Raw genomic sequence first — 23,010 nt, 5'->3', positions numbered from 1 at the left:
TTAGCAGCCCTGACCGTTAGATGTTGTTTTCCCATGTCCCGTCCCCCGCGTCCTCCTTCCCGATATCCAGGTGCGAAGCCAGCTCCTTCAGCCCCGCGTCGTGTCGCCAAAGCGCCGCCGGCGGAGCCGAAGCTGATTCTGTTCAACAAACCGTTCGATGTGCTGACGCAATTCAGCGACGGCGAAGGGCGGGCGACACTCAAGGATTTCATCGAGATTCCCGGGATTTACCCGGCAGGACGGCTCGACCGTGACAGCGAAGGTTTGCTGTTGCTGACCAACGATGGCCAGCTTCAGGCGCGGATCGCCGATCCGAAACACAAACTGGCCAAGACCTATTGGGTGCAAGTGGAAGGCGAGCCGAGTGCCGAGCAATTGCAGCGTTTGCGCGATGGCGTCGAGCTGAATGACGGTATGACCTTGCCAGCCGAGGCGCGACAGTTGGAAGAGCCCGAGCTGTGGCCACGCAATCCGCCGGTGCGGTTTCGCAAAAGCGTGCCCACCAGCTGGCTGGAACTGGTGATTCGCGAAGGTCGTAACCGTCAGGTGCGGCGCATGACCGCAGCGGTGGGGTTGCCGACATTGCGCCTGGTGCGGGTCAGAATTGGCGACTGGACCATCGAAGGACTTGATCAGGGCCAGTGGAAGGAAGTGCCGGCGCGTTTATAACGAGCCGGATTCGATCAGGCCGATCACCACGCTTTTGATCACGAACGCGGCCACGCCCAGGCCGAGTACGGAAAACAGAATGAACGAGCCAAAGCGCCCGGCCTTGGACTTCTTCGCCAGGTCCCAAACGATGAAACCCATGAAAATGATCAGGATGCTGACCAGGCTGGTCATCATCCACTCTTCGAATACTGCAGGATCCATCGAACATCTCCAGCGCTGGCGGGGCTAAAAGGCGCTGGAGTATACGTCATGGGGGATTGGCCAGGCATTGACCTGCGGCAGTGTGCCGCAGCTATTCGTCGCCCTGATAGTGATCGTTCCCACAATCAGCGCGGGGGCTGGTTCAGCCGCGCAGATGAGTAAGCGGCAACTCAGTACTGTTCAAGACCTGGTTCAAGACAAAACTCGACCGCACACTCGTCACCCCTTCAATCCGGGTCAGATGCCCCAGCAGCAATTTCTGATAGTGGTCCATGTCCGGCACCACCACCTTGAGCTGATAGTCGGCATCCATCCCGGTCACCAAGCTGCATTCCAGCACTTGCGGCAAGGTGCGAATGGCCGCTTCGAAGTTTTCGAAACGCTCCGGTGTGTGTCGGTCCATGCCGATCAACACGTAAGCCGTCAGGCTCAGGCCGAGCATCTTGCGGTCCAGCAGGGCCACCTGACGGGAGATGTAACCGTCGTCTTCCAGCTGTTTGACCCGTCGTGAGCATGGCGAAGGGGAAAGGCCGATGCGTTCGGCCAGCTCCTGGTTGGAGATGCGCGCGTCACGCTGCAATTCCGCCAAAATGCTCAGGTCGTATCGGTCGAGTTTGCTCATCAATCAGGCCTTTGTCATAACTATTGCGGTAGATTATCTATCCACGGTTAAAAATTGCGCAAGGGATGTTTATTTGAGCAATCTTCGCAATCCTCTGCTGGCGCCGCGAGCCTATTCTTATCACCAGAATCACTGCTCGGACAAACAGTCCAGTGCGGCTCGCCCAATCAGGCCAGCTGCGGTCGCCACCCCCACAGGGGATGAGCCGGCCCCCGAGCTACACACTGTCCAGAAGACGGCGTGAGGTGAGCCGACGTCAAAAGCGTTGAGCACGGACGAAGTTCTCAAAGGGAGGCCGACGGGTCTCCCTTTTCTTTTGTCCCGGAATTGGGTGACGACGATCAATAAATAAGTTGCGCGACTGATAACCTGTTGCAGAACCGGCCGGTGCTTTCCCAGTCTTACGTACAGGCCCTAACCCGCAGTGAGGAAAAGCATGAAGTCGCGCATCTGGCGTTTGGCCGGTGTTGGTTTGCTATGTGTCAGTGTCACTGCGCAATCGCTGGCGGATGAGCCGCAAAACCGGGATCCCGATGGCGGACAACGTGGACCGGACGGCCATCAGGGAAACAACCAGGGCCATGGCGGCAATAACCAGCCACGCCCGCAGAACAACGACATCATTCGTGGCGACAACAGTCGCCAGTTCGAGCACAACGGCCAGAATCAACAGAACCGTCAGCCGCACGACTACAACAGTCCGGTTCGACCGCCACCGCCACCGCCGCAACTACCGGCCAATGACCTGCCGATCCAGGGCCGGCCCGACACCGTGCGCCAGACCCAGCAGCCGCAGCGTGGTTACTATCAGGACGTGCCGCGGCGCAACGATAACAACCCGCATTGGCAGAACAACGGTCCGCGTCCCAATGACCATCGCTGGGCCGGTCGCCCGGATGGGCACGGTAATGGCTGGGGCTCCGGCCCGCAGTACCGCCCCGGTCATGTGATCGATCGCTTCCCGGACCGGGATTACCGCGTGCCGTATCGTGGTCAGGATTACTTCTACTCCGGCGGCTACTGGTATCGCCCACTCGGTCCGCGTTATGTGGTGGTGCAGCCGCCACGCGGGATTCGCGTGCACTACATGCCTGATTACGCGCGTGAAGTGTGGATCGGCGGTGCGCTGTTGTTCCTGGCGGCTGGCTCGTATTACGCCTATCAGGAAAGCACTCAGGATTACGTCGTGGTCGAGCCGCCCGTGCAACCGCAGCCGCAACCGGTCAGCAATAGTTATGACGTGGTGGCGTATCCGGCCAACGGTCAGTCGCCGGAGCAGGTCAACCAGGACGGTTACGAGTGCTATCAATACGCGGTGCAGCAGAGTGGCTTCGATCCGCGAACGGCCACTTACCAGCCGGACCCCTCGGTGGTGCAAGCCTACCGCCAGGCCCAGGGCAACTGCCTGAGCAGTCGCGGTTATCAGGTGAGTTACTGAGCCCTGCTGGCCTGCACCACTTCCTGCGGGTCGGCGTGCACCAGCACTTCGGCTCGCGGGTAAGCGGTGTGAATGGCATCGGAGGCTTGATCGCTGATGCCGTGAGCGACTGACAGGGTCAAATCCCCTGGCAATTCCAGGTGCAACTGCACGAACCACTGGCTGCCGGAAATCCGTGTGCGCAGGTCGTGCGCCCCCAATACTCCCGGTACGCTGCAGGCCAGTTCGAGCATGTGCTGGCTGACGTCAGACGGCAGTTCTTCATCCATCAGCACGGTAAAACTTTCGCGGCCGATCTGAATCGCGCTCCAGAGAATGTAGACGGCGATCGCCAATCCAAACCAAGGGTCGACCTGATGCCAGCCAAACCCGGCAAGCACCAGCGCCAGCAGAATGCTGCCGTTGAGCAACATGTCCGAGCGGTAATGCAGAGAGTCGGCGCGCACCGCGTTGGAGCCGGTTGCCTTGACGACCCGATGTTGCAACACCAGCAGGGCCAGCGTCAGCACCAGGGAAAACACGATCACGCCGATACTGATCCATGGCGCCCCCACCGGTTCCGGGTGTTTGAGTCGATCGATCGCCTGCCAGCCAATCAGCACCGCACTGCCACCAATGAACAACGCCTGAGCCATGCCCGCCAGCGACTCGGCCTTGCCGTGCCCGTACCGATGATCATCGTCGGCCGGGCGCAAGGCGTAATGCACCGCGAGCAGGTTGAGCAGCGACGTGACGCCGTCGAGGACTGAGTCGGTCAGCCCGGCGAGCATGCTCACCGAACCGCTCAACCACCAGGCGATGGCTTTGGCGACGATCAGCGTACACGCCACCGCCACCGAGGCACGGGTCGCCAGCCGCAACAGGCGGGCGTGTTCGGAGCTTGCGATCATAGGGGCGGCGTTTCCTTTGAGTGATCCTTCACAGGCACGGACTATGCGCCAGGTTGCAGGCCAAGCATGGCCAGTTGCTGGGTGCTGCCCTTGTGCTGAATCAGACGTGGGTCGTCCAGCGGGAAGCTACGTCCCAGTTCGGCTTCAAGAATAGTCTGCAACTTGTGGTTATCGACCTTGCCGTCGGCGCCGATGGCTTCCTTGAGTTTTTCCGGGGCCACCTGGGTGGTCTTGCCGGGCTCGAAGTAAATCGCGCCAGTGGCGAAGTCCACGGCAAACGCGATCAGGCCGGGGATGATGTAGAACAGCAGGCCCACGGCATCGAGCGCGGCGATGGCCGGGTCGATCTTGCCGTCGATCTGACCACGACGGTCAGGGTAGAAAATCGATCCGCAAGCGGTCACTTGCGTCAGCAACGTCGCGACCAATACACCGCCAATCAAGCGAAATGGAACACGCATATGAAATCTCCTGTCATCTGGAAAACGAAGCGTCGTCGATATGAATTAGGACAGCAACGAGCGACAAGCAGTTCGCCGTTATACTCGCGCCGGCAGGGCGTGCCCACAGTAAATTGCGCCCTCGTCTCACCCCCACTGGAATTGTTGAGGATTGATGTTGTTTTTTCCAGATCGACAACGCGCGACGGCTGATAAATTTTATCGGGGTTCGGCAGTTTTACCCGCCCTGCGTGAAGCCTTGGCTACACGCCACGAAGCCGTGTGCATATCATGCCGATGTTAGAGGTCTGTAACACGATTATTGCACAGTAACATTGCTCCTGTTACTGTGCGGAAATTGTGTTATTTGGCGCCGAAGTGAAAACCAGCAGGCAAGAAATCCAAGACTACTTCGAATCGATTTTTGGGATTAAGCCCGAGATCAGGCGCTGGGCGAAGACTAAAGGTTTGCCCTTTTACCTCTTGGACGAATACGCCTTCGACGTCGTTACGCTCTTTGATCGCCAATGCCTCGTACTGCTTGCTCACGAACCCTTCGAAAACGCTGCGAAGGTCCGTAAACACATCGACGTTCTGAAAAAAATGCTGGATCAGCCGATCCTCTATGCAACCGGCGCACTCAAATCATACGAGCGCAAACGCCTCATCGAGTCCGGGGTTCAGTTTGTTGTGCCTGGCAATCAACTCTTCGCCCCACAGCTTGGAATGGATCTGCGTGAGTTTTATCGCAGCCGGCAAGCCGATAAAGAAGCCATGAGCCCAGCAAGCCAGGCATTGCTGATCGCAGCCATCATCCGGGGATGGGATGAGGATTATATCTTTCGAGGTGCAGACCTGGTTGATGGAGACCAGTACTCCAAAATGACGACGTCCAGGGCGATGAAAGAATTTCAGTCGTTCGGACTAATAGAGCCGGCCTCTAATGAAAGGTCACCTCGCTGGCACTTTGTCGCAGCGCCTAAAACCATCTGGGAAAAAGCCCTGCCGGTGATGCAGAACCCGGTGAGGCGTGTGGTTTATTCTGATTGGCACCCTCAGCTGCAGCGAGCTGCTGGCCTGTCGGCGCTCAGTAAAGTTTCCATGCTTGGGGAGCCGTCGATACCCGTTATCGCGTTCACCAAAGAAGGGTGGGACGCGGAGGTCCAGCGCTCGGGGCGCACAGAAGTCGGCCAATTCAATGACCCGGTCTTTGAAGTCGAAATCTGGAGTTACTCTCCTGATCACATTATTGGCAAAACCTGTGTTCCAGTGTCGAGAGAAAGTGTGGACCCCCTGTCTCTCTATCTCAGCTTAAGAGACGACGTTGACGACAGAGTCCAGATTAGCCTTGATGAAATGATGGAGAAGATCGAATGGTAAAAGGATTGGATACCTTTCGTGGAGCCTTTGCCGGCCATGCGGATCGATATGTGCTGATCGGCGGCGTTGCAGCCAGCCTGACCCTTGAAGAAGCAGGCATCGAATTCCGGGCGACCCGTGATCTGGATATCGTTCTCATCATCGAAGCTTTGGATGACGTGTTCGGTGCCGAACTCTGGGAGTTCGTAAGGCGTGGAGGTTACACGGAACGTCAGGCACTTGATGGGCCGACAAGGCGCTACAGATTCGGCAATCCCACCGATGACAGCTACCCCGTACTTTTGGAGTTATTCTCAAGGGCACCTGAAGGCTTATCACTGCCAGAAGGTGCTCATCTGACTCCTGTGCCTGTAGACGGAGAAATCTCCGATCTGTCTGCAATTCTGCTCGACAAGGCTTACTACGCGTTCATCGTAACGGGTCGCAACGACACTGAGGATCTTTCCTATATTGGTGTAGACCGACTGATCCCGCTTAAAGCACAGGCTTGGACTAACCTCAGCCGCCTGGAGTGTGAAGAACCGAACGCTGGCCGCAAGAGCAGTAAACACCTGAAGGAGATTGTTGTTCTGTCTCGCCTTCTTTCAGATGATCCCGAATTTGATCTGCCCGAAAGCATCGCACAGGATCTGCGGCAATTTCTGGACGTCATGCCCGCGCTGGAAGTCGACATGAAAGCCACCGGGTTGCGCGGAGTTACTATGGCTGAAGTGGCGGGGCGCATACGGACTGCATTCAAAATCTAGTTTCTGAACACCTGGCTGCATTGGGCCGGGTGCTTCGCCGTTATACTTCCCGGCTTGTCTGGGAGCCAGCATGATTTCTTTGCCGATTGATGAAGTTTTACCCGCCCTGCGTGAAGCCTTGGCTACACGCCACGAAGCCGTGCTCGAAGCACCGCCCGGTGCCGGTAAAACCACCCGCGTGCCGTTGGCCTTGCTCAACGAGCCCTGGCTGGCCGGGCAGACTATTCTGATGCTCGAACCGCGTCGGTTGGCGGCGCGGGCGGCGGCGGAGCGCTTGGCCAGTGAGCTGGGCGAGAAGGTCGGCGAAACCGTCGGTTATCGCATTCGGCTCGACAGCAAAGTCGGCCCCAATACCCGTATCGAAGTGGTCACCGAAGGCATTCTCACCCGGCGTCTGCAGGATGACCCGGCGCTGGAAGGTGTGGGTTTGCTGATTTTCGACGAATTCCACGAACGCAGCCTCGACGCCGACCTGGCGTTGGCCTTGAGCTTGAATGGCCGTGAGCTGTTTCGTGATGATCAAGCGCTGAAAATCCTGTTGATGTCGGCCACGCTGGAAGGCGAACGCCTGGCCGGGTTGCTGGATGATGCGCCGATCCTGCGCAGCGAAGGCCGCATGTACCCGGTGGCAATGCGCTGGGGCCGACCGTTCCAGCCCGGTGAATTCATCGAGCCACGCCTGGTACAGACCATCCTTGAAGCCTTGAATGATGAAACCGGCAGCGTGCTGGTGTTTCTGCCGGGGCAGGCGGAAATCCGTCGGGTGCATCAGCAACTCGCCGATGCGCTGGGCGCGAGCACACAGGTTCTGCTCTGCCCGTTGCACGGTGAACTGGACCTGGCCGCGCAACGCGCCGCGATCGATCCGGCACCGGCAGGCTTTCGCAAAGTGGTGCTGGCCACCAACATCGCCGAGACCAGTCTGACCATCGACGGCGTGCGCGTGGTGATCGATGCCGGGTTGGCGCGAGTGCCGCGGTTCGATCCCGGTAGCGGCATGACCCGCCTCGACACCCAGCGTGTTTCTCGCGCCAGCGCCACTCAGCGTGCGGGTCGGGCAGGGCGCTTGGAACCGGGCGTGTGTTATCGGTTGTGGTCGCAGGATCAGCACGAACAATTGGCGGCCTACGCCAGCGCGGAAATCCTTTCGGCGGACCTCGCCGGCCTGGCGTTGCAGCTCGGTCGCTGGGGCGTTACGCCGGGACAGTTGGTTTGGCTCGACGTACCGCCCGCGGCGGCTTATGCACAGGCTCAGGATCTGCTGGAGCGCTTGGGTGCATTGGACGGTGAAGCATTGACCCGGCACGGTCAGGCCATGGCTGAACTGCCGGCTCATCCGCGCATCGCGCATTTGTTGTTGCGCGGTCAGGCACTCGGTTTGGCCGACATGGCGTGCGATGTTGCGGCCTTGCTCGGTGAGCGGGATATTTTGCGTGGCGCCGGCGCGGATCTGCACAGCCGATTGGTGTTGTTGTCCGGCGAAGAACGGGCCGCACGCGGCGCTCAGGGGGGCGTTCAACGTGCCCGGCAACTGGCGCGGCAGTACCGCGGTTACCTGCGGGGTAAAGCGTCGGAACCGGTCAGCGATCCGGATCATCCGCGTTGGCTCGGCGCGTTGTTGGCACTGGCTTATCCGGATCGCGTCGCCCAACAGCGAAGGGCCGGTGGTGCGGAATATCGCTTGGCCAACGGTCGTGCAGCGCTGTTTGCCGAAGCCGACAGTTTGATGAAACAACCGTGGCTGGTGATCGCCGATCTTGGCAGCCGTCAGGGCCAGCGTGAAGAGCGAATTTATCTGGCAGCGGATTTCGATCCGACGCTGTTCGATTCGGTGCTGGCCGAACAGGTGCGCTGCGTCGATCAACTGGATTGGGATGAGCGTGAAGGCGTGTTGCGGGCCGAGCGTCAGCGCAAGGTTGGTGAATTAATCCTCAGCCGTGAACCGCTGACCGGCCTCGATGAAACGGCCCGCAGTCAGGCGTTGGTCAATCTGGTGCGACGCAAAGGTCTGGAGCTGTTGCCGTGGACCCCGGAGCTGCGTCAGTGGCAAGCGCGAGTGGCGTTGTTGCGGCAGCTGGACCTCGGCAGTAAGGAGCAGAGTGAATGGCCGGATGTCAGCGATGCTGCACTGCTTAAAAGTCTTGAGCATTGGCTGATGCCGTATCTGGGCAAAGTCTCGCGGCTCAGTCACTTCGCCAATCTGGACCTGTCGAGCATCGTCCACAATCTGCTGCCATGGCCGCTGCCGCAACGGCTCGATGAGCTGGCGCCGCATCATTTGAGCGTGCCGTCGGGGTCGTCGATTCGTCTGGATTACAGCGAGCAGCCGCCGATTCTGGCGGTGCGGTTGCAGGAACTGTTCGGCCTGGCCGAAACCCCGCGAATTGCCGGTGGCCGGCAGGTGGTCAAGTTGCATCTGCTGTCCCCGGCGCGACGACCGGTGCAAGTGACTCAGGACCTGGCGAACTTCTGGCGCAGCACGTATGCCGAGGTGAAGAAGGACTTGAAGGGTCGGTATCCGAAGCATTACTGGCCGGACGATCCGCTGGTGGCCGAGGCCACTGCGCGGATCAAACCCCGCAAAAGCTGAAGATGATCGCCGGCGAACCGTGCTCCTACAGGTCCGGGGTTGGTCTTTGGGCCTTGGCCGTCAACTGCTCCCGACAATAATCAGCAAACAACTGCGCCGGTTTGGTCAGTTGCCCGCGCTTGAGCCACGCCGCCACCAGCCCGGAGCCGGTGACGTCTTCGACAATGTTCACGCACACCACTTTCTGGCCGTCATAGGTGCATTCCGAATGCGGCCGGGTGACCAGGATCGAGAAGCCGAACCCTTGCCCGACCATCCCCCGCACCATCTCGATCGACGGTGAGCTGAAGGCAATGTTCGGCGTCAGCCCCAACTCTTCGAACACGCTGACGAAGTAGGTCCGGCTCGGTTGCACGTCCAGCAGAATCATCGGCTCCAGGCACAGATCGCGCAGTGACACTTGCTTGAGCTGAGCAAAGCGATGATCTGCTGGCAGCAACGCATAAGGGCGCTGCGCCGGCATCAGCGGTTCGGTCTGGATGGTGGCGTCGAGGTCGTGTTCATACAGAATCGCCAAGTCGAAGGTGCCCGAGGTCAGGCCTTGCACCAGCTCTTGCTGCTCGCCGTCGCGGATGCGGATTTTCACTCCCGGATACAGCGTCGAGAACCCGGCAATCAACTGCGGCAGGTACAGCGGAGCGACCGTTTCGAAGCAACCGATATCGATTTGCCCGGCCACCACATCGTTGTCGGCCAGGGCGTTCTGTTCGAACTCCTTGGCCATGCGCAACAGGTCTTGGGCCTTGCGGTAGAAGCGCGCGCCGCTGGGGGTCAAGGACACGCCCTGGGCGTGATGACGGATCAGCAGTTGCACGCCGAAGCTGTCCTCCAGGCCTTTGATCGCCGTGGAGATCGCCGGCTGGGCGATGTACAGCTTGCGCGAAGCCTCGGCGACACTGCCGCAATCAACGGTGGTGATGAAGTATTTCAATTGACGCAGGTTGTAGGCAGCCACGGCGAACCTCGGGATGGATGGACTCGACATCCAGGCAATTTTTTACGCCGACTTCATCCGTTCTGACGACGGTGTTGTTATGCCTGAACAATAACCACATACCGCGCCACCGGCGAGATTGGCTGCCCAGTTTTTTCATGGTCTGCGAAGATATTTTTACTATTTTTCCTGGACTCGGGCCTGGGCCACCATCCAGACACAAGAAAAGTCCATGGAGCATCTGAACGTGTTCGAGCTTGCATATTGGCAAAACAAAGCTGCCGCGATGCGGTTACCCGACCAGGCCGTCATCGACGGCAAACCCCGCTCGGCGCAGTCGGGCCAGACTTTCGCAGCGATCAACCCGGCCACCGGCCAGTGTCTGGCAAATGTGACTGCGTGCGGCGATGAAGAGGTGAACGCCGCGGTCAGCAATGCGCGGCAGGTGTTCGAGGCCGGAACCTGGTCGGCGCGATCGCCGGGCGAGCGCAAGCAAGTGCTGCTGCGCCTCGCCGACCTGATCATGGTCCATCGCGAAGAACTGGCGCTGCTCGACTCGCTGAACATGGGTAAACCAGTGATGGACGCCTACAACATCGACGTCCCGGGCGCCGCTGGGGTGTTTCGCTGGTACGCCGAAAGTCTCGACAAACTCTACGACCAGATCGCCCCCAGTGCGCAAAACGTGTTGGCCACCATTACCCGCGAAGCGCTGGGCGTAGTCGCTGCGGTGGTGCCGTGGAATTTCCCGTTGGACATGGCCGCCTGGAAACTCGCGCCAGCGCTGGCGGCGGGCAATTCGGTGATCCTCAAACCCGCCGAGCAGTCACCGTTCTCCGCCCTGCGTCTGGCCGAGCTGGCGCTGGACGCCGGCCTGCCAGCAGGGGTGCTGAACGTGTTGCCGGGGCTCGGCGAGCAGACCGGCAAAGCCCTCGGTTTGCACCCGGATGTCGATTGCCTGGTGTTCACCGGCTCCACCGAAGTCGGCAAGTATTTCATGCAGTACTCCGCGCAATCGAACCTGAAACAGGTGTGGCTGGAGTGCGGTGGCAAGAGCGCCAATCTGGTGTTCGCCGATTGCCAGGACCTCGATCTGGCTGCGGAGAAAGCCGCGTTCGGGATCTTCTTCAATCAGGGTGAAGTGTGCTCGGCCAACTCGCGGTTGCTGGTGGAGCGTTCGATCCATGATGAGTTCGTCGAGCGCCTTAAGGCGCAGGCCGAATGCTGGCAGCCGGGTGATCCGCTGGACCCGTCGAGCCGAGCCGGGGCGATTGTCGACAGCCGTCAGACTGCACGCATCATGAAGTTCATCCAGCAGGCCGAACGCCAGGGCGCGACGAAAGTGTGCGGTGGACGGCAGTCGTTGTTCAACGGTTCCGACAACTTCATTCAGCCGACCATTTTCACTAACGTGAGCCCGGACATGCCGCTGTTTCGCGATGAAGTCTTCGGCCCCGTGCTGGCGGTCACGGCGTTCGATGACGAGGCTCACGCCTTGCAGCTGGCCAATGACAGCGTCTACGGATTGGCGGCCTCGCTGTGGACCGATGATCTCAATCGCGCCCACCGCGTGGCGCGGCAATTGCGAGCAGGCACAGTGTCGGTCAACAGCGTCGATGCGCTGGACGTGACCGTCCCTTTTGGCGGCGGTAAACAGTCCGGTTTTGGCCGTGACTTGTCGCTGCATTCATTCGATAAATACACCCAGTTGAAAACCACCTGGTTTCAGCTGCGCTCATAACAGCCGCTAATAACAAAACGGAGAACTGGCGATGACCACACCACGTGAAACCCGCGACTACCAGGCCGCCGATGCTGCGCACCACATCCACGCGTTCGTCGATCAAAAGGCACTCAACGACGAAGGGCCCCGGGTGATGGTCCGTGGTGAGCGCCTGCACCTGTGGGACAACGATGGTCGGCGTTACCTCGACGGCATGTCGGGGCTGTGGTGCACCAACCTTGGTTACGGCCGCAAGGACCTGGCGGCAGCGGCGACCCGACAGCTTGAGCAGTTGCCGTACTACAACATGTTTTTCCACACCACCCACCCACAGGTCATCGAGCTTTCGGAGTTGCTGTTCAGCCTGTTGCCGGGGCACTACAGCCACGCGATCTACACCAACTCCGGCTCCGAAGCCAACGAAGTGCTGATCCGTACCGTGCGCCGTTACTGGACGATCCTCGGCAAGCCCGAGAAGAAGATCATGATCGGTCGCTGGAACGGATACCACGGCTCGACCCTGGCGGCGACGGCGCTCGGTGGCATGAAGTTCATGCACGAAATGGGCGGCATGATTCCCGACATTGAACACATCGATGAGCCGTACTTTTTCGCTCACGAGGGCAATCTGACCCCGGCTGAATTTGGCCTGCGGGCGGCGCAGCAACTGGAAGCGAAGATTCTCCAACTGGGTGCGGACAAGGTTGCGGGGTTTATTGCCGAACCGTTCCAGGGCGCAGGCGGGATGATCTTTCCGCCAGAGAGTTACTGGCCGGAAATCCAGCGGATTTGCCGCCAGTACGACGTGCTGTTGTGCGCCGATGAAGTGATCGGTGGCTTTGGTCGCACCGGTGAATGGTTCGCCCACGAGCACTTCGGTTTCGAGCCGGACACGTTGTCGATCGCTAAGGGTTTGACCTCGGGTTACATCCCCATGGGCGGTCTGATTCTGTCGAAGAAAATCGCCCAGGTATTGGTGGAGCAGGGCGGGGTGTTTGCCCACGGCTTGACCTATTCCGGGCACCCGGTGGCGGCGGCGGTGGCCATCGCCAACCTCAAGGCCTTGCGTGATGAAGGGGTGGTGACGCGGGTCAAGGATGACATCGGCCCCTACCTGCAACAGTGCTTGCGCGAGGTGTTCGGCAATCACCCGTTGGTGGGTGATATTCAGGGTGTCGGCATGGTAGCGGCGCTGCAGTTGGCGGAGGACAAAACCAGTCGCAAGCGCTTCGCCAATGAGAACGACATTGCCTGGCGTTGCCGCACGATCGGCTTCGAAGAAGGGGTGATTATTCGCTCGACGCTGGGGCGGATGATCATGGCGCCGGCGTTGATTGCCAGTCGCGAAGAGGTTGATGAGTTGGTCGGCAAGACCCTCAAGGCAGTCGATCGCACGGCGCAGGAATACGGCCGACTCTGACACCATCTGATCGTTCCCACGCTCTGCGTGGGAATGCCTCAATGGACGCTCTGCGTCCGCTTTGGGACGCGGAGCGTCCCGGGCTGCATTCCCACACGGAGCGTGGGAACGATCATCGTCGCACCTTTTGCACCCACCCCGGGCATCCCTGCCCACGGCGCCCTTTCGCAGTGCGCGCTACCCAGTTTTTTCATCACTCCCATCGACATATTTCCTAATTTTCCTAATCCCCGCCTTGGGCCAACATCGACCTCGCCAGTCAGCCAAACGCTGACCGCCGAAAGGTCCATCAGAGACCTCAGGTTGCTTCTGCTCCAAGGCCACTGGCCGTACTGCCCATGACAAAACTAAATCAACAGCTTTGGGAGTGCTCCATGATCAAGTCCTTGCTTATCCGCGTCGCTCATCCACTGGCGGTCACCGCCATCGCCGCCACGGTCGCCACCAGCGCCCAGGCCGGCACCCTGTCCATCGGCCACACCACGTGGGTCGGATATGGCACGCTCTATCTGGCCCGGGATCTGGGCTACTTCAAGGAAAACGGTTTGACCGTCGAATTGCCCGTCGTCGAAGAGGCTTCGATGTACATGGCTGCGCAAGCCTCGGGAAAGTTATCGGGCTCGGCGTCGACCATCGACGAAGTGCTCAAGTACCGCCCGCAGTTCTGCTTCAAAGCGGTGGCCGCACTGGATGACAGCCATGGTGGCGACGGTGTTTTGGTCGGCAAGGACGTCAAGAGCCTGCAGGAGCTGAAGGGCAAAGCCGTGGCGGTGAACGAAGGTTCGACCTCGCAGTTCTGGTTGTCCTATTTGCTGAAAAAACACGGCATGAAAATGAGCGACATCACCGTGCAGAACATGACCGCCGACGATGCCGCCACCGCGTTCATCGCCGGTCGCGTGCCGGCCGCCGTGACCTGGGAACCGCATCTGTCGATGGTCCGCAACAAGCAACAAGGCAAGGTGCTGATCGACAGCAGCAGTACGCCGGGAGTGATTGTCGATGTGGTCGCGCTCAATTGCACCGTCATCGAGAAGCAACCGGAAGACGTCAAGGCATTGGTGGCCGGTCTGTACAAAGCGGTGCAGTACACCAAGGACCATCCAGAAGAAGCCTACAAGATCATGGCCAAAGGTGTCGGCGGTTACCTGGCCGATCCGAAGGAACTGGCCGCTGCCGCGCAAGGCGTGCGCTTCTACGATCAGGCCATGAGCGAAAAACTCCTCGGCTCGCCGGGCAAACCGGGTGACAGCGAACCGCTGATCAAACTGGCCAACGAGACCGCCAGTGAATTGCAGGGCAAACCGTACAACGTCAGCAATGACGACCTGATCGACAACCGCTTCGTCAGCCCGCTCTAGGAGGTTTGCATGTTCAAGCGCAATTCATGGCTGAGCCGCTGCATCACGCCCAAGACCGGCCTGCCGGTTTCGGTGATTTGGAGCGCGAGCGGTCTGGCCTGGGTGTTGTTGATCGGCCTGTGGGCCGGATTGTCATACGGCGGCGTGGTGCCGGGCATGTTCTTGCCGACACCGGGCGCGGTGGTCGAGGCCGCCGTGCGCCTGAGCCGCGACGGCACCCTCGGCCTGCATGTATGGGCCAGCCTCGAAGTGGTGATGGTCGGTTTCATCGTCTCGTCGTTGGTGGCGGTGCCGCTGGGGTTGCTGATGGGCAGCTTTCGCATCGTCCAGGCGTTCCTTGAGCCGATGGTCAATTTCATCCGCTACCTGCCAGTGACTTCGTTCGTGCCGCTGTTCATTCTGTGGATCGGCATCGGTCTGGAACAGCGGGTCTCGGTGATCATCTTCGGGGTGTTTTTCCAGCAACTGGTGATGATCGCGGACGTGTCCAAAGGTATCTCCAAGGACCTGATCAACGCGTCTTACACCTTGGGTTCGAACCGCCGCGATGCGGTGCTGCATGTGATCGCCCCGGCGTCGTTGCCGGGTGTGCTCGATACCTTGCGCGTGACGATGGGCTGGGCCTGGACTTACCTGGTGGTCGCCGAGCTGGTTGCGGCGTCCAGCGGCCTGGGTTACCTGAGCCTTAAAGCCATGCGCGGCTTTCAAGTGGATGTGATCTTTCTGGCCATCGCGATCATCGGCCTGCTGGGCCTGGTCACCGATCAACTGTTCCGTTTCCTACGTCTGAGGATCGCCGCATGGGCTCAGTAAGCGCCGTCAACCCGCGTTTCGTCACGCCACAGGCCGCCCCGGTGCACGCCGCGCCACGGCTGCAAGTGGACAAGGTCAGCCTGCGTTATCAGAAGCCTGGCGGCGGTATGTTCACAGCGCTGGAGCAGGTATCGTTCGAAGTGCCGGATCAACAGTTCGCGGTGCTGGTCGGGCCTTCGGGCTGCGGCAAGTCGAGTTTGCTGTATCTCACGGCGGGTCTGAATGAGCCCACGGAAGGCGAAATCTACGTCGGCGGCCAGCACGTGCAGGGCCCGGGCGCGGATCGAGGCATGGTGTTCCAGAGCTATACGCTTTTCCCCTGGCTGACCGTGCGCCAGAACGTCGAGTTCGGCCTCAAGCGTCGCGGCATGGCGACCGCCCAGCGCAAGGACATCGTCGACTACTACGTCAACGAAGTGGGTCTGACCGGGTTCGCCGATAACTACGCCAAGCAGCTTTCCGGCGGCATGATGCAGCGCGTCGCCATTGCTCGGGCGCTGGCCAACGACCCGCAAATCCTGCTGATGGATGAGCCCTTCGGTGCTCTCGACAGCCAGACGCGCCTGCAAATGCAGCAGCTGTTGTTGCGGGTCTGGGGCAACAGCAAGAAGACCGTGTTGTTCGTGACCCACGATATCGACGAGGCGATTCTGCTGGGTGACCGGGTCTACGTGATGGGGGCCAGGCCTGGGCGGATCAAGCAGATTCTGGACGTACCGATCGAGCGCCCAAGGACCCTGGACATGGTCATGGAGCACTCGTTCATCGACATGAAGCGCAAGATCTTCGGGTTATTGCACGATGAGCTGGAGGAGGCGCATTGAGCCTGATGCAAGCCATGCACAATCCCTGTGGGAGCAAGCCCGCTCCCACAGGTTCTGCGTCATCTAAGGGGCTGCCGGCAGCAGGAACCGTGCGATCACCGGCAAGTGATCGGAGATGCGCAAGGTGTCGTCCTGCCTCACCATCGCCTCGACCCGTTTGATCCGCGGACTGTAGAACAGGTAGTCGACCGTCCGGTCCGGGCCGTTCAAGCCCGGATCGTTCGGGTAATGGGTCAGCCACCGTGCCCGATCGATGCCGCTGGCTTCGTTGTTGGTCGGGATCATCGGGTATTTGTCCCACAGCGCATGCAGCGCACTGTCGGCGGAGTAGGGCGTGCGTTGTTCGTCGGGCAGGCGTCGATATTGCCCCAGCGGCAACAGGTTGAAGTCCCCGCCGATCAACCACGGCGTGCCGCGGCTTTCGAACTTGTCGAGAACTTTGGCCACGGCCGTCACTTGGGCTTGCAGCGTTTCGTCGGGCTGGGTAACGCGGTCCAGATGGGTGTTGAGCACCGCTATCTGACCGCCGTCACTCAGCGGCAGCAAGGTGACCAACAAGGCGTTTTTCGGTTTGAACTGGCGGGTGACGAAGTTGGCCGGCGCGACCGGTAATTGCAGGCGTTCGGCGTGCTCGATCTGATAGCGGCTGAGGGTGGCCAGTTGCCGGCCGACGCTGCCGAAGAGGTGCGACTCAGGCACGAAATCGGCTTTCCAGTCGAAGGCGTGAGCACTGCACGGATAAAGGTCAGCGACTCGCTCCTGAAGCAGCTTGAACTGGTTTTGGTAATCGCTGGCCTTGGCGCCGTCATCGAGCTCCTGCAACAGCACGACATCCGGTTGCTCGTCGCGGATGACGCGTGCCACTTCATCGAGGCTGAAGGCCATGTCATCGGGCGTGGGTTTTTCGTCATTGCCGGCCGCCAGGTCATTCCAGAATACGTAGCGTTTTCCCGCCAGGTACTGGACGTTCCAGGTCATCACCTTCAGCGCCTGACCGGGCACCAGCGTCGGTGCCTGGACGTTGCAACTGACCGGTAATGCTTCCTTGGCTTCGGGGCGCCAAGTCAGGTTGTAGATCAGCAAGGCAATCAGGCCGATGACGATCAGCAGGCCCAGCAGGGTGTAGCGCAGTAGACGGGTCATGGCTCGGCTTATAGCGTTACAAAAGATGAGCCCGAGCATAACCGACAGCCGGGCTTAAGCCCACGGGTAGAGGGGTCATAGCGGCCCGTCAATTTTCTCGGGCACCTCGCTGATCAGCATGAACAAGCGGAACAGCACTACGCTGGTGAACAGCTGCAGGAAGCTGTGAGCACTGTCGATCAGCAGGGAAAACACCGGGTTCTGCGGCTCCGGGTAAACCGCCAGGGTCGTCCCCTTGAGCACCCATAACGGGCCCATCACACACAGAATGCACACCAGAATGCGCAGGAATTGGCCGCGGGTCAGGCGCAGGCTTTCCTTCATCGCCGCCAGCGGGCCCAGGCCGCGCAGCACCAGCAGGTACTCGCCAAACGCCAGGGTCACCATCAGCCAAATGCCTGGCAGGAAATACAGCGACAGGCCGATCAGGATCAGCAGGGTATTGAGGGCGGTGAGCAGGGCGAAGCGTGGCCACAGGGTCGCGGACATCGCCAGCAGGTCGCGATTGCGCGGTGATTCGCCACGGCTGCGGGCATCGAGAAACAGGATCAGCGCGCCGGTGTACAGCGGATAAACCAGCAAGCCGACCATCACGCTGATACCCGGGAAACTGTCCGGCTCGGTGGAGTGGTCGACCACCAGTTGCAACAGCGCCTCGAAGATCACCAGCGGCAGGCACAGCCGAACGATCTGGCCCAGATTGCGTTTGAAGAAATACAGAGAGTCACGCAGCACATCGAACGAATTCATCAGTCGGTATCGCAGGTTGGAAGCAGTGGCACACTTTAACCGATGAAGCGCTTTGGGGCGCAAACGTAAACGTTCGGTAAAGACCATTGAAACATCCTGCATCAACCTCCATTAGAGGGGTGTCCCTTATCCACAGTGGATAGGGCAGAAATTCCCGGCAATCTACGAGGTCGCCATGAACAGCGAAGAACAAACCCTGATCGATGGACTGTTTTCCCGGCTGCAACAGGCCGAATCGGACTCAGCCCCGCGCGACGCCCAGGCCGAGGCGCGGATCAAGGAACACCTGACTCGCCAGCCAGCGGCAGGCTATTTCATGAGCCAGGCGATTCTGGTGCAAGAGGCTGCCCTCAAGAGCCTCGACGAACAGAACAAGCAGCTCGCTCAGCAAGTCCAGCAATTACAGGCCGAACTGCAGCAGGCCAAAGCTCAGCCGGCTGCTCCGGCAACCAGCGGCGGCGGTTTTCTATCGAGCATGTTCGGTGGCTCCCGTGATTCGCAGCCTGCTCCAACCCAAAGCCCACCCGCACCGAGCGGTGGTGGCTGGCGTGAACCGGCGCGGCCGTCGTTTAACTCGCAGCCGCCACAACAGAACTTCGGTGCAGCGCCTCCTCAGCAGAACTATGGCCAGCAACAGCCTGCCGGCAGCGGTTTCCTCGGTGGTGCACTGAAAACCGCAGCCGGTGTGGCCGGTGGCGTGATGCTGGCACAAGGCATCAGCAGCCTGTTCCACCCCAATCAGCAGCCGGAAGTGCCTGAAGTCATCAAGGAAGAACCGGCTCAGGTCGCCGATCAGAGCGACAGTGGCAATGGCGGAGGCGATGATCAGCGCGTGGCTGACAACAACGCCAACGATCAGGGCGGCTTTACCGACGCCGACTATAGCGATGACAGCTCATCGTTCTTCGGCGGCGACGACGATTCCTTCGTCTGATACGCCTGTGGCGAGGGAGCTTGCTCCCGCTGGGCCGCGAAGCGGCCCCCTTACTTTAGAACCTAAGGGGCCTGCTATGTAGTGGTCTAATTCCCCCAGACACCCCGATAGGTGGAAAATACATCTACCGAGGAGTTTTTTAATGACTGACAAACGTAGAATTTTCGACGATAGCTTTAAGCTTGAAGTCGTGAGGATGATCAAGGACAAAGGCCTGACCGTTCCGCAGGTCTGCCTGGATCTCAATCTTGGTGAGACGGCTGTGCGCCGATGGGTGCGTCAGTACGATGCGGAGATACTGGGAGAGACCGGCATCGGTAAGCCATTGACCGCCGAGCAACAACGTATTCGGCAGCTGGAGCAGGAAAACCGCCAGCTCAAGATGGACAATGACATCTTAAAAAAGGCTACAGCCTTCTTTGCCCGCGAGCTGAAGTGACTTATCGGCTGGTCAGACAGTTGCAACAGAAGGCTTACTCGGTAGCGCATGTCTGTCGTGTACTCAACGTCAGTCGATCCGGTTTCTATGAGGCCGGCAAGCGTGCTGCTGCGCCGGCATCTATTTGTCCGGTTACGGTTCAGCTCAGGGCTTCGTTTGAGGAAAGTGGAGGCTGCTTCGGCAGCCGCCCGTTACGCAATGCGTTGCGTGGCAAGGGCATGGCGGTGGGTCTTTATAAAATCCGCCGATTGATGCGTGCCAACGGTCTTCGCTCGGCCTGGAAGCGCAAGTTTGTCCATACCACCGACAGCAACCATGACCTGCCCATTGCCGAAAATGTGCTGAATCGTCAGTTTGACCCCGTGGCGCCGAACAAGGCTTGGGTGGCTGACATTACCTACATCCGGACCCGCAGCGGCTGGTTATACCTGGCGGTGGTGTTGGACTTGTACTCCCGTAAAATCGTCGGTTGGTCCATGGCGCCGAACATGCCGGCGGAGCTGGTGTGCAGCGCGATGCAACTGGCCATCGCTCAGCGTCAACCGCCACCGGGCCTGATCGCTCACTCAGACCGTGGCAGCCAATACGCCAGCGCGAGCTATCGAGCGTTGCTGGCGCGACATAACATGCAGCAAAGCATGAGCCGCAAAGGTAACTGTTGGGATAATGCGGTAATGGAACGCTTCTTCCTCAGCTTGAAAATGGAGCGAGTGTGGCGACGTGACTACGCAAACCACGGCGAAGCAATCCGCGACATTACTGAGTACATCGTTGGGTTTTACAACAACAAACGGCTGCACTCGAAACTAGGCTATTTGCCACCGACCGTTTACGAACGGGTGATGGCATCAAAACCACCTATCGAGGTGTCCGGAATTAGTTGACCACTGCAGCTACGCAGTCCAGCGGGAGCAAGCTCCCTCGCCACATGGCCGATTATTCGCGGAACAATCCTTCGGGCTGGCATACTGGACCACTTTTCGGGCCTGGTGCCTGATCCTGCCTGCCCGCCAAGAGAGGATGCACGGTGAAAAAAATCGCAGTGTTCGCCGATGTCCAGAACCTCTATTACACCGTGCGTCAGGCCTATGGTTGCCATTTCAACTATGCCGCCCTGTGGGCTGACATCAGCAAACAGGGCGAGATCGTCGAGGCCTATGCCTACGCAATCGATCGCGGCGACAGCAAACAACAGCAATTCCAGCAGATCCTGCGCAACCTCGGTTTCACCGTGAAGCTCAAGCCCTACATCCAGCGCAGCGATGGCTCGGCCAAGGGCGACTGGGACGTGGGCATCACCCTCGATATCATGGACGCCGCCGATCATGTCGACGAAGTGGTGCTGGCCTCCGGTGACGGTGATTTCGACATGCTGCTGGAGCGCATCATCACTAAACACGGGGTGCAAGCAGTGGCCTACGGCGTGCCGGGCCTGACGGCCAACTCGCTGATCCGCGCCGCCAGCCGCTACGTGCCGATCGAAGGCGCGTTGCTGCTCAAGAATTGATTTTTACGGAGTTGAAACAGGTTTGGAACGCATAGCAGTCATCGACTTTGAAACCACCGGGATCTCCCCGAGCAGCAGCTGCCGGGCCACGGAAATTGCCGTGGTGATCCTTGAACAGGGGCGCATCGTCGAGCGTTACCAGAGCCTGATGAATGCCGGCGTGCGCGTCCCGGCCTTTATCGAACAACTCACCGGCATCAGCAACGCCATGCTGCGCACCGCGCCGTCGGCCGAGCAGGTGATGAACGAAGTCAATGAGTTCGTCGGCATCACACCGCTGCTGGCGCACAACGCCGCGTTCGACCAGAAGTTCTGGGACTTTGAACTCGGCCGCATCAAGCGCACACGCTTGCAGAACTTTGCCTGCTCGCTGCTACTCGCCCGCCGTTTGATGCCCGCCGCGCCGAACCACAAACTCGGTACCCTCACCACGTTCGCCTGCCTGCCCCACACCGGCAAGGCTCACCGGGCCATGGCCGATGCCGAGATGGCGGCCAACCTGACGGCGCACCTCGCGCAGGAACTGCGGCACAAGCATGGGTTGCGCGAGTTGTCGCATGATCTGCTCGTCAGCTTGCAGAAAGTGCCGGCGGCGAAGATCAATGAGCATCTGAAGCGCCATCGCGGGTTCTAAAGTGATCGTCCCCACGCTCTGCGTGGGAATGCAGCCCGGGACGCTCCGCGTCCCAAGAGCGGACGCAGAGCGTCCGGTGAGGCATTCCCACGCGGAGCATGGGAACGATCTGATCAGGGCTTTCCTTCCAGCTGCCCCAACGGCACGCGCTTCTCGATGGCACTCGACAACACAATCGACGTCTTGCTGAACCCGAACTTGGCAATCCGGTTGATCAACTCTTCCAGCTCCTGCATCGATCCCACCGCAGCCTGCATGATCACGCACGGATCACCCGTCACCCGGTGGCATTCGGTCAATGGCGGGATTTTGATCAGATCATCGTAGGCCTTCTGGTTGCCATGCTGGTTCAGGCGCAGTTCGATGACGCACTGGATCGGCAATCCAAGCTTGGCCATGTCGACTTTCGCCTGGTACCCGGTGATCACCCCGCAGGCTTCGAGTTTGGCCACGCGCTCGGCCACGGCCTCCGTGTTTTGAAAAGTGTACCGGCGCTATAAACAGGTTTTGTAACTTATTTTACGCCGCTGGCCTTTCTAGAATAGCTCTTCACTTGTCTTGCCTACGAGCTGCCCCATGCCTGGCCTACGCCGTTTTCCCTTACCGTTGATCGCTGCCTTTTTCGCGTTGTACGTGATTTGGGGCTCGACCTACCTGGTGATTCGCATCGGCGTGGAGTACTGGCCGCCGTTGCTGCTCGCGGGTGTCCGCTTCGTGATCGCCGGGACGTTGATGTACGCGTTCCTGCGTTGGCGGGGGGCGCCGGCCCCGACCTGGGCGCAGTGGAAGGCCGCCGGGATCATCGGGATCTTGCTGCTGACGTGCGGTAACGGTGCGGTCAGTGGCGCCGAGCACACGGGTGTCGCTTCCGGCGTTGCCGCGCTGGCGGTGGCGACAGTGCCGCTGTTTACCTTGCTCTGCGGATATTTCTGGGGCGCGCGTAATACCCGTCTCGAATGGGCCGGGATTATGCTCGGGCTGATCGGCATTGCCATGCTCAACCTCGGCTCCAACTTGCAATCGAGCCCGCTGGGCGCCGCATTGCTGATTTTCGCGGCAGCTTCCTGGGCCTTCGGTTCAGTCTGGAGCAAACACTTGCCGTTGCCCCAGGGCGCGATGGCCAGTGCCGTGGAAATGCTGGTGGGTGGCGTGGCGTTGCTGATCGGCAGTGCGCTGAGCGGTGAACATCTGGAGAGTTTGCCTCCGATTGAAGGCTGGGCAGCCTTGGCCTACCTGACTGTCTTCGGTTCGATCATCGCTTTCAACGCCTACATGTACCTGTTGAAAAACGTGCGTCCGGCGGCGGCCACCAGTTATGCCTACGTCAACCCGGCGGTGGCGGTGTTGCTGGGGATCGTGTTTGTCGGTGAGACCATCGGTATTGAAGAAGGGCTGGCGATGCTGGTGATCATCAGTGCCGTGGTGTTGATCGGGTTGCCGCAGTGGCGTCGAACTCCGGTTCAACCTGCCGTAGCGGTGCCGACAGAATCCCGTGTGAATTAGGGTAAACTGCGCGCCATTGCATCTCGTTTTGCACACTTGTTTTGAA

The 23,010-nt window shown here is 59.8% G+C and carries 22 protein-coding genes and 1 pseudogene; 15 read left to right on the top strand and 8 right to left on the bottom strand.

Annotated features, from left to right (window positions below; genetic code table 11):
- Positions 1-33 precede the first annotated feature (33 nt).
- Positions 34-669, top strand: coding sequence for a pseudouridine synthase (locus ACYZTR_RS24695; RefSeq protein ID WP_461974618.1), 636 nt, complete (start codon positions 34-36; stop codon positions 667-669).
- Here the strand turns inward: ACYZTR_RS24695 and ACYZTR_RS24690 are convergent.
- Complete coding sequence (locus ACYZTR_RS24690) at positions 664-873, bottom strand: DUF2788 domain-containing protein (protein ID WP_282381329.1); 210 nt, start codon at positions 871-873, stop codon at positions 664-666. The two genes, ACYZTR_RS24695 and ACYZTR_RS24690, sit on opposite strands and share 6 nt — an antisense overlap.
- A gap of 142 nt (positions 874-1,015) precedes the next feature.
- Entirely contained in the window at positions 1,016-1,495 is a 480-nt protein-coding gene (locus ACYZTR_RS24685) for an Lrp/AsnC family transcriptional regulator (protein ID WP_054052470.1), read from the bottom strand.
- A 436-nt stretch (positions 1,496-1,931) separates the two neighbouring features.
- On the opposite strand from ACYZTR_RS24685, the gene ACYZTR_RS24680 reads away from it, so the two are divergent.
- Positions 1,932-2,933 (top strand): DUF6515 family protein, encoded by a 1,002-nt coding sequence (locus ACYZTR_RS24680; protein ID WP_461974616.1) that lies wholly within the window; start codon positions 1,932-1,934, stop codon positions 2,931-2,933.
- On the opposite strand, the gene ACYZTR_RS24675 is transcribed toward ACYZTR_RS24680, so the two are convergent.
- Together ACYZTR_RS24675 and ACYZTR_RS24670 are read right to left on the bottom strand one after the other, a co-directional pair.
- Positions 2,927-3,823: a cation diffusion facilitator family transporter gene (locus tag ACYZTR_RS24675; protein ID WP_461974614.1), complete on the bottom strand. Its 897-nt coding sequence runs from the start codon at positions 3,821-3,823 to the stop codon at positions 2,927-2,929. The two genes, ACYZTR_RS24680 and ACYZTR_RS24675, sit on opposite strands and share 7 nt — an antisense overlap.
- A 41-nt stretch (positions 3,824-3,864) precedes the next feature.
- Positions 3,865-4,284 (bottom strand): polyribonucleotide nucleotidyltransferase, encoded by a 420-nt coding sequence (locus ACYZTR_RS24670; RefSeq protein ID WP_461974612.1) that lies wholly within the window; start codon positions 4,282-4,284, stop codon positions 3,865-3,867.
- A 357-nt stretch (positions 4,285-4,641) separates the two neighbouring features.
- On the opposite strand from ACYZTR_RS24670, the gene ACYZTR_RS24665 reads away from it, so the two are divergent.
- The 3 genes from ACYZTR_RS24665 (at position 4,642) to hrpB (ending at position 8,979) form a co-directional block, all read left to right on the top strand.
- The gene (locus ACYZTR_RS24665; protein ID WP_461974610.1) at positions 4,642-5,643 is read left to right on the top strand and encodes a hypothetical protein; all 1,002 of its coding nucleotides are present in this window, start codon (positions 4,642-4,644) and stop codon (positions 5,641-5,643) included.
- A complete protein-coding gene (locus ACYZTR_RS24660) occupies positions 5,637-6,389 on the top strand; it encodes a hypothetical protein (protein WP_461974608.1) in 753 nt (250 codons plus the stop codon). The genes ACYZTR_RS24665 and ACYZTR_RS24660 overlap by 7 nt, the downstream gene beginning before the upstream one ends.
- Positions 6,390-6,459: 70 nt before the next feature.
- Positions 6,460-8,979 (top strand): ATP-dependent helicase HrpB, encoded by a 2,520-nt coding sequence (gene hrpB, locus ACYZTR_RS24655; protein ID WP_461974606.1) that lies wholly within the window; start codon positions 6,460-6,462, stop codon positions 8,977-8,979.
- A 25-nt stretch (positions 8,980-9,004) separates the two neighbouring features.
- Here hrpB and ACYZTR_RS24650 read toward each other — a convergent pair whose 3' ends face one another.
- Positions 9,005-9,934 (bottom strand): LysR substrate-binding domain-containing protein, encoded by a 930-nt coding sequence (locus ACYZTR_RS24650; RefSeq protein WP_461974604.1) that lies wholly within the window; start codon positions 9,932-9,934, stop codon positions 9,005-9,007.
- 226 nt (positions 9,935-10,160) lie between these two features.
- Between ACYZTR_RS24650 and ACYZTR_RS24645 the strand changes: the two genes are divergently transcribed.
- From ACYZTR_RS24645 to ACYZTR_RS24625, 5 genes are all read left to right on the top strand, one after another.
- Positions 10,161-11,654, top strand: coding sequence for an aldehyde dehydrogenase (locus ACYZTR_RS24645; RefSeq protein WP_461979879.1), 1,494 nt, complete (start codon positions 10,161-10,163; stop codon positions 11,652-11,654).
- A 31-nt stretch (positions 11,655-11,685) separates the two neighbouring features.
- A complete protein-coding gene (locus ACYZTR_RS24640) occupies positions 11,686-13,056 on the top strand; it encodes an aspartate aminotransferase family protein (protein WP_461974602.1) in 1,371 nt (456 codons plus the stop codon).
- A gap of 374 nt (positions 13,057-13,430) precedes the next feature.
- The gene (locus ACYZTR_RS24635) at positions 13,431-14,417 is read left to right on the top strand and encodes an ABC transporter substrate-binding protein (RefSeq protein ID WP_461974600.1); all 987 of its coding nucleotides are present in this window, start codon (positions 13,431-13,433) and stop codon (positions 14,415-14,417) included.
- A 9-nt stretch (positions 14,418-14,426) separates the two neighbouring features.
- Complete coding sequence (locus ACYZTR_RS24630) at positions 14,427-15,230, top strand: ABC transporter permease (protein WP_461974598.1); 804 nt, start codon at positions 14,427-14,429, stop codon at positions 15,228-15,230.
- Positions 15,218-16,054 (top strand): ABC transporter ATP-binding protein, encoded by an 837-nt coding sequence (locus ACYZTR_RS24625; protein WP_461974596.1) that lies wholly within the window; start codon positions 15,218-15,220, stop codon positions 16,052-16,054. Before ACYZTR_RS24630 ends, ACYZTR_RS24625 begins: the two co-directional genes overlap by 13 nt.
- Positions 16,055-16,117: 63 nt before the next feature.
- Here ACYZTR_RS24625 and ACYZTR_RS24620 read toward each other — a convergent pair whose 3' ends face one another.
- Positions 16,118-17,197, bottom strand: a complete 1,080-nt coding sequence (locus tag ACYZTR_RS24620) for an endonuclease/exonuclease/phosphatase family protein (RefSeq protein ID WP_461974594.1) — start codon at positions 17,195-17,197, stop codon at positions 16,118-16,120.
- Between the two features lie 75 nt (positions 17,198-17,272).
- Positions 17,273-17,947, bottom strand: a complete 675-nt coding sequence (locus ACYZTR_RS24615) for a YciC family protein (RefSeq protein ID WP_461974592.1) — start codon at positions 17,945-17,947, stop codon at positions 17,273-17,275.
- 175 nt (positions 17,948-18,122) lie between these two features.
- On the opposite strand from ACYZTR_RS24615, the gene ACYZTR_RS24610 reads away from it, so the two are divergent.
- The 4 genes from ACYZTR_RS24610 to ACYZTR_RS24595 all read left to right on the top strand — a co-directional run bounded on the left by ACYZTR_RS24610 (position 18,123) and on the right by ACYZTR_RS24595 (position 21,461).
- Positions 18,123-18,881, top strand: coding sequence for a DUF2076 domain-containing protein (locus ACYZTR_RS24610; protein ID WP_461974590.1), 759 nt, complete (start codon positions 18,123-18,125; stop codon positions 18,879-18,881).
- 142 nt (positions 18,882-19,023) lie between these two features.
- A protein-coding gene (locus ACYZTR_RS24605) for an IS3 family transposase (RefSeq protein WP_461974588.1) occupies positions 19,024-20,204 on the top strand; the annotation gives its coding sequence in 2 pieces (ribosomal slippage) (positions 19,024-19,288 and positions 19,288-20,204; 1,182 coding nt in all).
- A gap of 143 nt (positions 20,205-20,347) precedes the next feature.
- Positions 20,348-20,827, top strand: coding sequence for a LabA-like NYN domain-containing protein (locus tag ACYZTR_RS24600; RefSeq protein ID WP_033054212.1), 480 nt, complete (start codon positions 20,348-20,350; stop codon positions 20,825-20,827).
- A 22-nt stretch (positions 20,828-20,849) separates the two neighbouring features.
- A complete protein-coding gene (locus ACYZTR_RS24595; protein WP_461974586.1) occupies positions 20,850-21,461 on the top strand; it encodes a 3'-5' exonuclease in 612 nt (203 codons plus the stop codon).
- Positions 21,462-21,574: 113 nt separating this feature from the next.
- Here ACYZTR_RS24595 and ACYZTR_RS24590 read toward each other — a convergent pair.
- Positions 21,575-21,928, bottom strand: a pseudogene (locus ACYZTR_RS24590) (Lrp/AsnC family transcriptional regulator); the annotation flags it as partial.
- A gap of 109 nt (positions 21,929-22,037) precedes the next feature.
- Between ACYZTR_RS24590 and yedA the strand changes: the two are divergent.
- Positions 22,038-22,964, top strand: a complete 927-nt coding sequence (gene yedA / locus ACYZTR_RS24585) for a drug/metabolite exporter YedA (RefSeq protein ID WP_461974584.1) — start codon at positions 22,038-22,040, stop codon at positions 22,962-22,964.
- Positions 22,965-23,010: the final 46 nt, after the last annotated feature.

It is taken from the genome of Pseudomonas sp. Hz4 (genome assembly GCF_054898165.1).
The sequence above is the reverse complement of the archived record's forward strand: the minus strand, read 5'-3'. Positions and strand labels throughout refer to the sequence as shown.

Bases quoted from the DNA above. Each gene is read 5' to 3' on its own strand.
- ACYZTR_RS24695 (WP_461974618.1), top strand. From the start codon at position 34: ATGTCCCGTCCCCCGCGTCCTCCTTCCCGATATCCAGGTGCGAAGCCA.
- ACYZTR_RS24690 (WP_282381329.1), bottom strand. From the start codon at position 873: ATGGATCCTGCAGTATTCGAAGAGTGGATGATGACCAGCCTGGTCAGC.
- ACYZTR_RS24685 (WP_054052470.1), bottom strand. From the start codon at position 1,495: ATGAGCAAACTCGACCGATACGACCTGAGCATTTTGGCGGAATTGCAG.
- ACYZTR_RS24680 (WP_461974616.1), top strand. From the start codon at position 1,932: ATGAAGTCGCGCATCTGGCGTTTGGCCGGTGTTGGTTTGCTATGTGTC.
- ACYZTR_RS24675 (WP_461974614.1), bottom strand. From the start codon at position 3,823: ATGATCGCAAGCTCCGAACACGCCCGCCTGTTGCGGCTGGCGACCCGT.
- ACYZTR_RS24670 (WP_461974612.1), bottom strand. From the start codon at position 4,284: ATGCGTGTTCCATTTCGCTTGATTGGCGGTGTATTGGTCGCGACGTTG.
- ACYZTR_RS24660 (WP_461974608.1), top strand. From the start codon at position 5,637: ATGGTAAAAGGATTGGATACCTTTCGTGGAGCCTTTGCCGGCCATGCG.
- hrpB (WP_461974606.1), top strand. From the start codon at position 6,460: ATGATTTCTTTGCCGATTGATGAAGTTTTACCCGCCCTGCGTGAAGCC.
- ACYZTR_RS24640 (WP_461974602.1), top strand. From the start codon at position 11,686: ATGACCACACCACGTGAAACCCGCGACTACCAGGCCGCCGATGCTGCG.
- ACYZTR_RS24635 (WP_461974600.1), top strand. From the start codon at position 13,431: ATGATCAAGTCCTTGCTTATCCGCGTCGCTCATCCACTGGCGGTCACC.
- ACYZTR_RS24630 (WP_461974598.1), top strand. From the start codon at position 14,427: ATGTTCAAGCGCAATTCATGGCTGAGCCGCTGCATCACGCCCAAGACC.
- ACYZTR_RS24625 (WP_461974596.1), top strand. From the start codon at position 15,218: ATGGGCTCAGTAAGCGCCGTCAACCCGCGTTTCGTCACGCCACAGGCC.
- ACYZTR_RS24620 (WP_461974594.1), bottom strand. From the start codon at position 17,197: ATGACCCGTCTACTGCGCTACACCCTGCTGGGCCTGCTGATCGTCATC.
- ACYZTR_RS24615 (WP_461974592.1), bottom strand. From the start codon at position 17,947: ATGAATTCGTTCGATGTGCTGCGTGACTCTCTGTATTTCTTCAAACGC.
- ACYZTR_RS24610 (WP_461974590.1), top strand. From the start codon at position 18,123: ATGAACAGCGAAGAACAAACCCTGATCGATGGACTGTTTTCCCGGCTG.
- yedA (WP_461974584.1), top strand. From the start codon at position 22,038: ATGCCTGGCCTACGCCGTTTTCCCTTACCGTTGATCGCTGCCTTTTTC.